We start from the raw sequence: 12,899 nt of genomic DNA, 5'->3' as shown, positions 1-12,899 counted from the left end.
GCCGCCCCCCCCCCCCCCCCGCCGCCCCCCGCCCCGCCCCCCCCCCCCCCGCGCGCCAGCCGGTTGACGCGCCGCTCCAGCTCCGCGTAGTCCAGCCGCACCTCCTCGGCGACCAGGGCGGCGCCGTCGGGGCGGCGGCGTACCTGCGCCTCGAACCGTTCGACCAGCGAGAGCACCGGGCCCGCCGGGCGGTCCTCACCCGTGCTCCACCCGGCCAGCAGCTCCCGCCGCTCCCGGGCGTCCATGAGGGCGAGGTCCGCGATCTCCCGGTCGGGCCGCTCGGCCAACTGCGCCAGCACCCGGGGCAGGTAGCGCGCGTACCGCTCGACCGTCTCGTGGTCGAACAGGGCGCTCGCGTAGTCCAGATCGCCGGTGATCCGGCCGTCCTCCTCCGTCAGCGCCAGCACCAGGTCGAACTTGGCGGGCGCGTGCGGGATGTCCAGCGGCTCCGTCTCGACGCCGGGCAGCTCCAGCAGGCCCCGCAGCGACGGCACCCACGCGAACATCGTCTGGAAGAGCGGCGAGTACGCGGGGCTGCGCGGCGGATTGACCAGCTCCACCACCCGTTCGAACGGCAGGTCGCTGTGGTGCAGGGCGCCGCGGAGCGTGCCGCGCACCCGTTGCAGCAGGTCCCCGCCCGTCGGGGTGCCCGAGAGGTCGATCCGCAGGGCGAGGGTGTTGACGAAGAAGCCCATCAGTCCGCCGACATCGCCGCGACGGCGGTTCGCCGTCGGCGCTCCGACAACGATGTCGGACTGCCGGGTGAGATGCCGGAGCACCACCGACCAGCCGGTCAGCAGCGTCGCGTACAGCGTGACGCCCTGCTGACGCGCGAGGTCCTTCAGCGCCGCGGTGAGCCGCGCGTCGATCTCGACCCGTACCCGGCCGCCCCGGAAGTCCTGCTCGGGAGGGCGCGGCCGGTCGGCCGGCAGCTCCAGCAGCGGCGGGGCGTCGGCCAGCGCCCCGGCCCAGTAGGCGCTCTGGGCGGCGCACTCCCGCGCCGCGCCGGGCTCCTCACCGGCCAGCCACCGCCGCTGCCGGGCCGCGTGGTCGGCGTACCGCGTGGTCAGCGGCGGCAGTACCGAGTCGGCCCGCTCGCCGCGCGCCAACGCGGTGTGGATCAGGCCGAGTTCCCGCAGCATGATGTCCCGGGACGCCCCGTCGAACACGATGTGGTGCACCGTGATGAGCAGGACATGGTGCTCCTCGCCCAGCACCAGCAGCCGCCCGCGGGCCAGCGGGCCCCGGCCCGGCTCGAACGGCGCCGCGCACTCCTCGTACCGCCGGGCGGCGAGCAGCGCCTCCGCGTCGGGACGGCCCGTCAGATCCTCCACCACGAGGCCGAACCCCGTCTCCGGCGGATCGATCCACTGGTACGGCTCGCCGTCCACGGAGACGATCCGGGTGCGCAGCGACTCGTGCCGGGCGGCCAGCGCGTCGAGGGCCCGGCCCAGTACGGTACGGTCGAGCGGCCCCCGCAGGGAGAAGGCCACCGGTTCGTTGTACGCCTCACCACCCCCCTCCCGCTGGGCCAGCACCCACAACCGCTGCTGCGTCGGCGACAGCGGCACCGGCGTCCCCCGCTCCCCGTGCGGCTCGCCGCCGCCGGGGGCCCGGATCGCGCGCCGCCGCGCCGTGGTCGTGGTGTGGGAGGTGTCCGAGGAGCTGCGTATCGCCGACAAGACCAGCCCTTTCCCCTGGGGGATGCTCAGTGGGGGAGTGAGATCGCGCGGGTGGGTGTGACGGGCCCGGCGGACGTCGTCGTCACGCGGGGGAGCGCTGCGCGCCTCCGCGGCGCGGTCGACGCACCGGCGGGTGGTTCCGTGTCCGTGCCCGGGTCAGACAGTGTCAGTGTGCGTGTCAGTGTGCATGGCGGTGTGCATGGCGGTGGTGTGTGCGGGCGGGGTGTGCGTGGCGGTGTGGAGTTAGCTGTCGGTGTCGTACGTACGGGCATGCCGGTACCCGTACCTGTGCTGTACGCGTGCGTGCGTTGCTGCGTGCCGACCGACCGGACGCCGGGCCACCGGCACCTGGTCGGCATCGCTGGCTCGATGATGATTGGACATGATTCTGATCATGTCAATGGTCGTCCTGAGCGCCGCCGTCGGCGGCCGGACGGAGTTGCTGGTGGCAATTGACCACGGGCTCGGCGGCGTTCGGGCGGGCGGAACAGCATCTCGCGGAGGGCGCGTCAGCTCTCCGCCGCGCGGCGCGGCGGCCGTACGGATGCCCCGTCCCGACCCCGTGGTGAGGCCCTCGGGGCCGCCCCGTGGTGCCCGTACGATCCTGGCACCGTGCCCTTCAGGACATCTTGACAAGCGCGCCTTCCCGGTGCACGCCGCGCCCCTCTGGTGTGCTGGGCCCCATGACGCCCACCTCCGCGGCGGGACCGCTGCGCCGGATGACCGCGCGCAGTCGTACCGAGGCGCACCGGACCGCGACCCCGCTGGAACTCTTCTTCGACCTCTGCTTCGTCGTGGCGGTCGCCCAGGCGGGCGCGCAGCTCGTGCACGCCCTCGCGGAGGGACGCCCGGGCGCCGGGGTCGTCGGCTATCTCTTCGTCTTCTGGGGCGTGTGGTGGGCCTGGATGAACTTCACCTGGTTCGCCTCCGCCTACGACTGCGACGACGTCCCGTACCGGATCGCGGTCCTCGTGCAGATCTGCGGGGTGCTCGTCTACGCAGCCGGTGTGCCCCGGGCCTTCGTCGACGACGACTGGACGGTCACCGTCCTCGGCTATCTGGTGATGCGGGTGGCGCTCACCGCGCAGTGGCTCCGGGCGGCCGGGTCGGAACCGGCGGGACCGGCCCGGCGCACCGCCCTGCGGTACGCGGCCGGGGTGGCGCTCTGCCAGGCCGCGTGGGTGACGCTGCTGGCCGCCCCCGAGCCCCTGAAGCACTGGCTGTTCGTGGTCGGGGTCACGGCCGAACTCCTGGTGCCGGTGGTCGCGGAGCGGGACCACCGGACGCCCTGGCACCCCCACCACATCGGGGAACGGTACGGGCTGTTCACCCTGATCGTGCTGGGCGAGACGATGTCGGCCACGACCGTCGCCGTCCAGGAGGCCCTGGACGAGGGCTGGGCTCTCGGCGAACTGCTGCCCCTCGCGGGCGGTGGCGTCCTCATCGTCTTCGCCGCCTGGTGGGTCTACTTCGCGGTGCCCGCGCACGAGCGCCTGACCGGCAACCGGCAGGCGTTCCAGTGGGGTTACGGACATTTCGTGATCTTCGCCTCGGCCGCCGCGATCGGCGCCGGACTGGAGGTGGCCGTGGAACACGCGGTCGGCAAGGCCCGCATCTCCGCACTCGCCGCCGCCTCCGCGGTGACCGTACCGGCCGCCCTCTTCCCGTTCACGGTCTGGCTGCTGCACGCACGCCACTTCAAGACCGGCCCGGCCCAGCAACTCGTCCTGCCGCTCTCGGCGGTGGCGACGGCCGTCTGCACCTTCGCGGGCGCCTGGGCCGTACCCGCCGCCGGCCTGGTGGCGACGGCGACGGTCGCGGCGGGCGTGACCCTCGCGCGGCACCCCTGACCTGCCCGGGGGCGGCAGGCCAGGGGCGTGCGTCGGCGTCTTCCGCTCGACGGCGGTCGCGCCTGAACTCGACCCGGTACTGCACCGTTCCGCCCTCACCGTGGCCTGGTTCCAGCCGGCCGCGGACATACCGTCGGGCGAGGACGCCGATCCCGCGCTCCGGAGCATCCGCTGGGAGGAACTGGCCCAGGACCACGAGCTGTAGCCACCCGCGCCGGGCACGGCCTCCCGCGGACGGCCCGTGGCCCGTGCACGGACGGCATGGTCCGTGCGGGCGGTCGACGCGGCCCGTGGTCAGGGCTGTTCCGTGATGTCGAGGACGACCTCCGACAACGGGCAGCCCACGCAGGTCAGTACATAGCCGTCGGCTTCCTGCCGCGGTGTCAGGCAGTTCGGGCCGCTCAGCGCGACCTCTCCGCCGCGGAGCCGCACCATGCAGTCGCCGCAGTTCCCCACCGTGCAGGAGTACGGCATCGGCAGCCCGGCGGCGAGCCCCGCGTCCAGGAGCGACTGGCCGGGCTCGACCACCACCTCGCCGAGCGTCTGCCCGTCCCGCTCGACGGTCATCCGCTGCGGCACGGCCGTGGCGGGCCCGCTGTCCGCCGCGCCGGCGAAGCGCTCGTGGTGCACCCGCTCGTCCGGGACCCCGAGCCCGGCCAGCACCCCCTGGACGGCGTCCATCAGCGGCTCGGGACCGCAGACGTAGTAGTGGGCGTCCGGGGCCGTGGACAGGCCGGTGACCCACCGGTGTACGCCGTCCGCGCCGAGCCGCCCGTCCCGTCGGGTCAGCACGTGTGTGACCGAGAGCCGGTCGGGGTGGTCCTTCGCCAGCCGGGCCAGCTCCCCGGCGAAGATGATCTCCTCCTCGCCGCGGCTGCTGTAGAGCAGCGCGATCCGGTCGCGGCCCCCGCGCACGGCGAGCCGGGCACGGATCATGCTCATCATGGGCGTCACACCACTGCCCGCCGCGACGAGCACGATCTCCTCCGGCGGCCGTGGCCCCGCGTGGAAGGAGCCCGAAGGACCGCGCACCGCCAGACGGTCGCCCGCCCGCAGCTCTCGGTGCGCATGGGTGGAGAACCGGCCGCCCTCGACCTGCTTGACGGTGACTTCGAGCTGCCGGGACCCGGGCGCCGACGAGGCCGAGTAGGCCCGCCGCACCGTGCGCCCGTCGATGTCGGCGACGAGCGTGAAGAACTGGCCGGGCCGGAAGTCGAACCGTCCCGGCTTCCCGCCCGCGTCCTCCAGTACGAGGGTGACCGCGCTCGGCGTCTCGACGCGTACCTCGGCGACGCGCACCTCACGCAGCGGGTTCTCCGCCACGCCGCCGTCGGCGGGACGCCGGCGGAAGAGGCCGCGGCGCCCGCCGTCCGTACCGGGCGCGACGTCCTCGTACCCCTCCTCGCGCAGCCCGGAGCGGTAGGCACGGTCCATCACCAGCCGCAGCAGCCGGCTCACCCCCGGGACCGCCCCGACGACCTTGAGCAGGAACGCCGGAGGAGCGCCCTCGGCGCCTGACGCGTTGGCGGCCAGATGCTCCCCCGCCATCGCCATCATGTCCGGCGCCGTGGCGCGGTCCAGATGCGTGCCGGGGGACCACAGCCGTGCGCGTGCCACGGCGTCGCTGCCGGTCACCTCGGCGTGTTCGACATCGATCAGCAGCGCCAGGTGCGGGGGAGTCCCGCGCAGCGCCATCGTCTCCAGCAGCGCGGGATCGTCGGTGAGCGCGCCGCGCCCGCGGACCCGCAGGACACCGCTGCGCCCGGGGACGAGCGCGGCGAACGAGAGACGGTCGTCCCGCAGCAGGTTGTGGAGCGTGTCGGCCCGCTTGTTGCCCCGGCGGTCGGGGACGACGAGCGTGCGGCCGTCCAGGATCCTTACCGCCGCCGCCCGGTCCCCTCGGGGACTCGTGTCGCTCCCTCCCGAGGCGTCCCAGGTGGACAGCGCGAGGAACGGCGCCGCGGCCAGGAACTCGGCGACGCCGGGGGCGGACAGGGGCCCGTCGCCCGTCGGCGCGCCGGCCCGCCCCGCGGGCTCGGCCGGTACGGGCGGCTGCTGCCACAGGCGGGACCGCAGGACGGCCTGCGCGCAGTGCACGTACGCCTCCTCGATGTCGACCGTCGTCCGGGCGCCCCGGCGCGCGGCCACCGAGCCGTTGACGCGCAGGAGTTCCCCGACGCCCGGCAGGAGGAAGAAGAACGAGACCGGACCGCACGGATCGCCCGCCTCGGGCAGCGGGAACGAGATCCGCGTGGGCGAGTGGACGCGTACGAACCCCGGAGCGCCGCCGAGGAAGGTCGTTCTGCTGGTGCCGTCGGCGTCCCGGTAGCCGAAGGCGGCGACCGGACTCCGCGCGAGGACGGTCCGGCACCCCTCGTCCAGGGCGCCGATCTGCTTGAGCATGATCATCGGTGCCGGGCGGCCGACGACCGCCTCGATCTCGCCCGCCGTCGTCAGCCGGCGCGGGGTGCGGACGGGGGAGCCGGGGCGCGGCTCGGGCGGGTGCGCCCCGGACAGGTGTGGCTCCGGCAGGTGCGCCTCGGGGATCACGAGAGGGCACCTCCTTCGCATATGGAGGTTTCTCCGCAGGTCATGAGGCTATTCTGAGCAATGGCTCAGTTCTCTGGCTACTCGCTTTTCGCGTCGAAAGGAGGCCCGCCGATGCCGTCGGCCGACCGTCGTCTTCAGCCACGTCGCAAGCCCCGTCAAGTGCGTGCGGAACTCACCCGCGAGCGCATCCTCGCCGCCGCTGCTCACGTTTTCGCCGAGTACGGCTACGCCGCCGGCACCACCAACCGCATCGCCGAACACGCCCGCGTCTCCATCGGCTCGCTCTACCAGTACTTCCCGAACAAGGACGCGCTCCTCGCCGAGTTGATGGTGCGCCACATCGACCGGGGCACCTGGACGGAGGCCGACCGGCTCGACCTGTCCCCCGGGAGCCTGGAACCGCTGGTACGGGCGCTGGTCCGCGACGCGATCGACCACCACCGCGACGATCCCCAACTGCTCCGGATCATGATCGAGGAGACCTCGTTCTCGCAGGATCTGGTCGACGCGATCGACCGGCACGGCAGGAGCCGTGTCGAGCAGGTGCGCGGTCTGCTCGCCCGGCACCCGGACGTCCATGTGCGCGACCTGGGCGCCGCGGCGGAGCTGATCGTGTTCACGGTGGAGGCGAACACGCACAAGCTGATGGCCGACCCGCGGACCCTTCCGGTCGAGACGCTGGAGAACGAACTGGTCGACATGATCACGCGCTATCTGCGCGGGAACGCCGGGGGGAACGACGAGGGGAACGGCGCCTGAGGCGTGCCGGGCGTCGCGCGCCGGGCGCTACTTCGGGACAGCCCTTAGAGGCGCCCCGCCTCCACGATGCGGCGCAGGAAGCGCCGCGTACGGTCCTGGCGCGGGGCGCCGAACACCTCGTCGGGGGTACCGCGTTCCAGCACCACGCCGCCGTCCAGGAAACACACCTGGTCGGCGACCTCGCGGGCGAAACCCATCTCGTGGGTGGCGAGCACCATCGTCATCCCCTCGCCCTTGAGGTCCCGTACCACCGACAGGACCTCGCCCACCAGCTCCGGGTCGAGGGCCGCCGTGATCTCGTCGAGCAGCAGCAGCCGGGGGCGTACCGCGAGGGCGCGGACGATCGCGGCGCGCTGCTGCTGGCCGCCGCTGAGCCGGTCCGGGTACTCCTGCGCCTTGTCCCCGAGGCCGAGCCGGGCCAGCAGTTCGCGGGCGCGGGCCTCCGCCTCCTCGCGGGGCACGCCGAGGACCCGGCGCGGCGCGAGGGTGATGTTGCGCAGGACCGTCATGTGCGGGAAGAGGTTGTACGACTGGAACACGACGCCGATCCGGCGGCGCACCGCGTCCGCGTCGGCGCGCGGGTCGGTGATCTCCGCCCCGTCGAGGAAGATCGCCCCGTCGTCGATCTCCTCCAGCAGGTTCGCGCAGCGCAGCAGGGTCGACTTGCCGGAACCGGAGGCGCCGATCAGCGCGGTCACGGTGTGCGGGGCGACATCCAGGGTGACGTCCCGCAGCACGACCCGGTCCCGGCCGAAGGTCTTGCGTACGGACTCCATGCGCAGCACGGGGGCGGGCTCCTCCCCGCCTCCCGCCGGGTCCGCCGCCGGGCGGGCGGGGGTGGTGTCCTGGGCGTCGGCGGTCATACGGTGCCTCCTTGCGCGCGGCGGCGGTCCATCCGGGCGGTCACCCAGTCCGTGAAGCGGGTCATCGGGATCGTCAGCGCGACGAAGACGAGCCCCGCGACCACGTACGGCGTGTAGTTGAAGTACTTCCCGGTGATGATCTGAGCCGCGTACACGGCGTCCACGGCCCCGGCGATCGAGACGAGGCCGGTGTCCTTCTGGAGGGAGACCAGATCGTTGAGGAGCGGCGGCACCACCCGCCGTACCGCCTGCGGGAGCACCACGTACCGCAGCGTCCTGGAGCTGGAGAGCCCCAGCGAACGGGCCGCCGCCCGCTGCGAGGGGTGGACGGACTCGATGCCCGCGCGGAAGACCTCCGCGACATAGGCGGAGTACGTCAGTACGAGCGCGGCGCCGCCGAGGAGCACCGGATCGGTGGTGACGCCCTGGAGCCGCAGCGCCGGCACCCCGAAGACGACCATCAACAGGCAGATGATCAGGGGCAGTCCGCGGAAGAAGTCGGTGTACGCGGCGGCCAGCGCCCGCACCGGGAAGAAGACCGGGCCGCGCAGCGTCCGGGCGACGGCCAGCAGCAGTCCGAGGGCGAGGACACAGAGGCCGCACACCGCGAGCAGCCGCAGATTCAGCAGCAGCCCGTCGAGGACCTGCGGCAGCGCCATCCGGGCGTACTCGGCGCTGAAGAAGGTCTCCCGGGTGCGCTGCCAGCCCGGCGACCCGGTGATGACCACGAACAGCACGGCGCCCGTGACCAGGGTGGAGAGCGCGGCGACGGCGGTGGCGCGGCGGGCCCGCGCGCGCTTGTACCGCTCGCGGGCGAGCCGCCGCGCCGACGGCGTGTACGCGTCCTGCGCCGCCGGGTGCGGGCCGGCCTCCGGCGGAGGCGGATTCCCGGCGCCCGGCCCGCCGTTCTTCCGCGGCTCCGCCGGGTCCTCGCCGCCGTCCTCGTCGACGCGTACGCTCCCGCCCGTCATGTGAGGACCGGCGCGTCGACGGCGTCGGAGAGCCACCGCTTCTCCAGCGCGGCGAGGGTGCCGTCCGCGCGGAGCGAGTCGACCGCCCGGGTGACGCACGGGGTCAGCGCGCTGCCCTTGTCGAGGGCGAGCCCGAACTGCTCGGTCGCGCCCGAGGAGTCGGCGAACTGTCCGACGACCTTCGCCTCGGGGATCTCGGCGGAGGTGATGTAGAACGCGGTCGGCAGATCGACGACGATCGCGTCGACCTGACCGTTGCGCAGCGCGGACTTGGCGAGGTCGTTCTTCTGGAAGACGGCGGGCCGGCGCTCCGGCCCGATGATCTCCTCGACGGTGTCGAGGCTCGTCGTGCCGACCTGGGCGCCCAGCCTGGCCTTCTTCAGCTCCGCGGCGCTCCTCGCCCCCGCGTACGGGGACGACTTCAGCGCGACGACTGCCTGGCGGACGTCGTAGTAGCCGGAGGAGAAGTCGACGGCCCGTTTGCGTTCGTCGCTGATGGAGATCTGGTTGAGGTCGAAGTCGAAGTTCTTGGCGCCGGGCGCGACGGAGTTGTTGAACGGGACGGTCTGCCAGACGACATCGCCCTTCCCGTAGCCGAGAGCCTTCGCCACGGCGTAGGCGACGGCGGACTCGAAGCCCTTCCCGTTCGCCGGGTCGTCGTCCTGGAACCAGGGCGCGTAGGCGGGTTTGTCCGTGCCGACCGTCAGCTTCCCCTCGGTTCTGGTGTCGAGGCCGCCCGCGACACAGGCGGACCCGCCGGCCGGCGTACCGCCGGCGGACGGCTCCTCCTGCGGGGCGCACCCCGTGGTGGCGGCGACCGTGAGGGCGAGGAGGACGGGGAGAGGACCGCGGGCGGTGAGGCGCATGGCGGGAGAGTGCCACCGTGCGGGGGTATCTGTCGAGATCACAGCATTGCGGCCGGGTGAATTCCGCGCCGGGCGCCGCAAAAGGGTTTGCCGGGCGGTCGGATCGGCTGCGAGGCTCCTCGGGTGACCGCGGCCCGCGTCGAACTGCTGACCCGCCAACTCGACCTGACCTGGTCCCTGTTCGAGCACTGCCTACGGGATCTGGACGACCCCGTCTGTCTCTGGGAGCCCGCGCGGGAGTGCTGGACCGTACGCCCGGACGGCCGGGGGAACTGGGTGGCCGACTGGGAGACGACGGAGCCCGACCCCGCCCCGGCCACCTCGATCGGCTGGCTCACCTGGCACATCGGCTACTGGTGGACGACCACCCTCGCCCACTGCTTCGGTCCGGGCGCGCCCGCGCGCGAGGAGATCATCTGGCCGGGCGGGGCGGGGGCCGCCGGTGAGTGGCTGCGCGGGCTGAAGGACGAGTGGCGTGCGGAGCTGCTCCCGCTCACCGATGCCGCGCTCGACTCCACGGAGCGGACCGCGGGGCTGCCGTGGGGCGAGAGCCTGCCGCTGGTGGACGTGGCGGGCTGGGTCAACTTCGAACTGGCCAAGAACGTCGCGGAGATCGGCCTGACCCAGCGTCTCCACGCGGTGCGCGCCGACTGATCTGTCTACCCGCCCACCTGCCGCTCCACTCGCCTTCCGACCCTCCGACCGGGGGGTGGGGGCGGGGCGCCCCCCCCCGCCCCCCACCCCCGCCATCCCCACCCGCCCCCGGGGGTTCGGGGTGGCGCGCCCTCCGCGCCACCGGAAAGCCTTTTCTTCTGAGCGGCAGATCTTTTGACGGATCATGAGAAAGTTTCACAGATTCGTTCCGAACCTCTGGACAGTCCCCACGCGGCGTCCTAATGTCTCGGCCCACCGGACAAGTGTTTCGTCGCGGTAACACCGCAGCCGCCCGGCGTTCGATCGAACGCCCCTCACCGCACGAGTCTCTCCACGTCTCTCCCCCCACGGCCGGGTCAGCCTCCGTCTGCACCCGTCCCGAGGCGCTGCGCGCCCGCCGTCCCGGCGGACGCACGCTCACGCACTGTGCAGCACCCCCGTCGACGTACGGGGTCACGGCCGCGCGCCCCGCGCGTCCGTCACCGCAGCGGAAGGGAAACGACATGAAGGTACGCACGTTCATCGCCACGGCCTCGCTGGTGGCCTCCGGAGGGCTCGTCGCCATCGCCGGCCCCGCGCAGGCGGCGCTCTACACCACCTGTGTCGGGGACGGCGGAGCCGTCACGGTCAACAACGACCTGGTCGTCCCGGCGGGCAAGTCCTGCACACTGACCGGGACGAAGGTCAAGGGCACGGTGACCGTCGAGGACGGGGCCGACCTCGTCGCCGCGGGAGCCACCTTCAACGGGGCGGTCAACGTGGGCGGGAACGCCTATCTCGACCTCACCGACACCACCGTCAAGGGCGCGCTGACCACCCGCGCCGCCTTCGGCACCCACCTCCAGGACAGCACCGTCAAGGCCGGCATCACCGCCACCGAGGGCTTCGTGTACGCCGTCGACTCCGCACTCGGAGGGACGGTCAGAGCCGAGTCCGGCGAGCTGTACGTGTCGGGCTCCACCCTCAGCGGGGCCCTGACGGGGGACCGGAACCAGTACACCGATGTGTACGACTCCACGGTCAAGGGCGCCCTCACGGTCAGCGGGAACACCCTCGGCGGTGTGCTCTGCGCCAGTGAGGTCCAGGGCAACACCGTGTACAAGGACAACGCGGACGCCCTCCAGCTCGGCGGCGAGGGGCTGCTCGGCTCCTGCCGGGGCGCCACCTACCTCGGCGGCGACCTCGCCGTCACCGGCAACACCGCCAACGCCGTGCTCGACAACACCATCGTCCGGGGCGCGCTCACCGCCACCGGGAACACGCCCGTGCTCAAGGTCGGGGACCTGGCCCGGGTCCGTGGTGGAATCACCGGCGAGACCGCTCCGGCGACCTCGTCCGCCCGCTCCGCCAAGATGGCCGCGCGGGACCGCGGGAACGAACTCGCCGGGAAGGCGGCGGAGCGCGCGGCCGAGGCCAGGGCCGACGCCCACGCGGCGGGCGACTCGCGGCTGAAGTGAGCCCCGGCGGCTCATGACGCCACGCCGGGCGCACCGCCCGGCACCCCGCGGTGCGCGTCGCGCGCTCCGCACCCCTCCCCGCTCCGCACCCCGCCGGTGCGTACCCGCCCCGGCGGCCCCGCCTGCTCCACACCCTCCCCGCACCCGCCTCCCCGCCCGCTCCGTACGCCCCCGCACCCGCCTCCCCGTCCCGCCGCCACCTCCCCGTGACGGACACCCCCCGCCCATCCCTCAGGAGTGACCATGGGCCATTCTTCGCGCAAGTCCTTCGACCGCAGGGACTTCCTGCGGGCCACCGCCGGTACCACCGTGGCGCTCGCCGCCGCCTCCGTCGCCGGGGCCACCACCGCCTCCGCGGCCACCGCCCCGGCCACCGCGGCCACCAGCGGGCTCACCATCCCCAAGGACCGCATCGGCATCCAGCTCTTCAGCATCCGCGACAAGGTCGCCTCCCTCGGCTTCGCCGTCGTCTTCGCGGAGCTGTCCCGGATCGGCTACCGCGAGGTCGAGTTCGCCGGATACACCCAGGACACCGCCATCCTGGGCCGGCAGATCACCGTGCCCGAGATCCGGAAGCTGCTCGACGACAACGGGCTGCGCGCCGTCGGCAGTCATGTCGGCATCGGCAACCTCCGCACGAACCTCCAGGCCGAGCTGGACGCCGCGCAGATCCTCGGCATGCCGCACGTCGGGACCGCCAACGCGCCCTCGAACCTCAACACCGTCGCGGGGTACCGCGCCGCCGCCGACGAGTTCAACGTCTGGGGCGCGGCGGCCACCGCCCGCGGCCTCAAGCTCTACCAGCACAACCACGCGGGCGAGTTCGCCTTCGCCACCGACCAGCCGTCCGTACGGCTCTACGACGTCTTCCTCAAGAACACCGATCCGCGCCATGTCTATCTGGAGCTGGACATCTACTGGGCGTACGTGGGCCAGTACCGCTTCCCGGGGTTCGATCCGGCCGCGTACGTCCGCAACCAGCCCTACCGCTACCCGCTGTTCCACATGAAGGACGGCGACACCAACCCCGCCAACGCCAACGGCTACGACATCGTCGAGTTCGGCGCCGGGGACCTGCCGTACGAGCGGTTCATCCGCGACATCGGCCCGCGCGCCGCCCACATCGGCATCTGGGAGCAGGACACGGCGCCCAACACCCAGCCCAACCCGCCGGGTTCGCTCGGCGCCGCCGCGCGCAGCTTCGCGGCGATCGACCAGCTCCTGCGCTGAGACCCCGCCCGCCGACG

At 73.2% G+C, this 12,899-nt stretch carries 10 protein-coding genes and 1 pseudogene; 6 read left to right on the top strand and 5 right to left on the bottom strand.

The window, feature by feature from the left end; translation table 11 throughout:
* Positions 1–1,682, bottom strand: a 1,682-nt coding sequence (locus tag ACFXPK_RS01865) for a condensation domain-containing protein (RefSeq protein ID WP_385070501.1), incomplete at its 3' end; no start/stop codon positions are given.
* A 683-nt stretch (positions 1,683–2,365) separates the two neighbouring features.
* Here ACFXPK_RS01865 and ACFXPK_RS01860 point away from each other — a divergent pair.
* Entirely contained in the window at positions 2,366–3,532 is a 1,167-nt protein-coding gene (locus ACFXPK_RS01860) for a low temperature requirement protein A (protein ID WP_385070498.1), read from the top strand.
* 19 nt (positions 3,533–3,551) lie between these two features.
* A pseudogene (locus ACFXPK_RS01855) lies at positions 3,552–3,737 on the top strand (hypothetical protein); the annotation flags it as partial.
* 89 nt (positions 3,738–3,826) lie between these two features.
* On the opposite strand, the gene ACFXPK_RS01850 reads toward ACFXPK_RS01855, so the two are convergent.
* Positions 3,827–6,049: a 2Fe-2S iron-sulfur cluster-binding protein gene (locus ACFXPK_RS01850; protein WP_385070675.1), complete on the bottom strand. Its 2,223-nt coding sequence runs from the start codon at positions 6,047–6,049 to the stop codon at positions 3,827–3,829.
* 144 nt (positions 6,050–6,193) lie between these two features.
* On the opposite strand from ACFXPK_RS01850, the gene ACFXPK_RS01845 reads away from it, so the two are divergent.
* Positions 6,194–6,841, top strand: a complete 648-nt coding sequence (locus tag ACFXPK_RS01845; protein ID WP_385006517.1) for a TetR/AcrR family transcriptional regulator — start codon at positions 6,194–6,196, stop codon at positions 6,839–6,841.
* A 44-nt stretch (positions 6,842–6,885) separates the two neighbouring features.
* Here the strand turns inward: ACFXPK_RS01845 and ACFXPK_RS01840 are convergent, their stop codons facing one another.
* From ACFXPK_RS01840 to ACFXPK_RS01830, 3 genes are all read right to left on the bottom strand, one after another.
* Positions 6,886–7,617, bottom strand: coding sequence for an amino acid ABC transporter ATP-binding protein (locus ACFXPK_RS01840; RefSeq protein ID WP_385000947.1), 732 nt, complete (start codon positions 7,615–7,617; stop codon positions 6,886–6,888).
* Between the two features lie 83 nt (positions 7,618–7,700).
* Positions 7,701–8,675 (bottom strand): amino acid ABC transporter permease, encoded by a 975-nt coding sequence (locus ACFXPK_RS01835; protein ID WP_385070495.1) that lies wholly within the window; start codon positions 8,673–8,675, stop codon positions 7,701–7,703.
* Positions 8,672–9,541 carry an ABC transporter substrate-binding protein gene (locus tag ACFXPK_RS01830; RefSeq protein WP_385070492.1) on the bottom strand — a complete coding sequence of 290 codons (870 nt, stop codon included), beginning with the start codon at positions 9,539–9,541 and terminating at the stop codon, positions 8,672–8,674. The genes ACFXPK_RS01835 and ACFXPK_RS01830 overlap by 4 nt, the downstream gene beginning before the upstream one ends.
* Before the next feature lie 123 nt (positions 9,542–9,664).
* Here ACFXPK_RS01830 and ACFXPK_RS01825 point away from each other — a divergent pair, with 123 nt between their 5' ends.
* The 3 genes from ACFXPK_RS01825 (at position 9,665) to ACFXPK_RS01815 (ending at position 12,882) form a co-directional block, all read left to right on the top strand.
* Complete coding sequence (locus ACFXPK_RS01825; protein WP_385070489.1) at positions 9,665–10,195, top strand: DinB family protein; 531 nt, start codon at positions 9,665–9,667, stop codon at positions 10,193–10,195.
* Positions 10,196–10,698: 503 nt separating this feature from the next.
* Positions 10,699–11,652, top strand: coding sequence for a hypothetical protein (locus ACFXPK_RS01820; protein WP_385000918.1), 954 nt, complete (start codon positions 10,699–10,701; stop codon positions 11,650–11,652).
* Between the two features lie 243 nt (positions 11,653–11,895).
* Positions 11,896–12,882 carry a sugar phosphate isomerase/epimerase family protein gene (locus ACFXPK_RS01815; protein WP_385000921.1) on the top strand — a complete coding sequence of 329 codons (987 nt, stop codon included), beginning with the start codon at positions 11,896–11,898 and terminating at the stop codon, positions 12,880–12,882.
* Positions 12,883–12,899: the final 17 nt, after the last annotated feature.

This window comes from Streptomyces sp. NPDC059142, assembly GCF_042755665.1.
Lineage (GTDB): Bacteria > Actinomycetota > Actinomycetes > Streptomycetales > Streptomycetaceae > Streptomyces.
This window is presented reverse-complemented; position numbering and strand designations above follow the sequence as displayed.

Excerpts from the sequence above, each read along its gene's own strand:
- ACFXPK_RS01860 (WP_385070498.1), top strand. The coding sequence starts at position 2,366 with ATGACGCCCACCTCCGCGGCGGGACCGCTGCGCCGGATGACCGCGCGC.
- ACFXPK_RS01845 (WP_385006517.1), top strand. The coding sequence starts at position 6,194 with ATGCCGTCGGCCGACCGTCGTCTTCAGCCACGTCGCAAGCCCCGTCAA.
- ACFXPK_RS01840 (WP_385000947.1), bottom strand. The coding sequence starts at position 7,617 with ATGGAGTCCGTACGCAAGACCTTCGGCCGGGACCGGGTCGTGCTGCGG.
- ACFXPK_RS01835 (WP_385070495.1), bottom strand. The coding sequence starts at position 8,675 with ATGACGGGCGGGAGCGTACGCGTCGACGAGGACGGCGGCGAGGACCCG.
- ACFXPK_RS01830 (WP_385070492.1), bottom strand. The coding sequence starts at position 9,541 with ATGCGCCTCACCGCCCGCGGTCCTCTCCCCGTCCTCCTCGCCCTCACG.
- ACFXPK_RS01820 (WP_385000918.1), top strand. The coding sequence starts at position 10,699 with ATGAAGGTACGCACGTTCATCGCCACGGCCTCGCTGGTGGCCTCCGGA.
- ACFXPK_RS01815 (WP_385000921.1), top strand. The coding sequence starts at position 11,896 with ATGGGCCATTCTTCGCGCAAGTCCTTCGACCGCAGGGACTTCCTGCGG.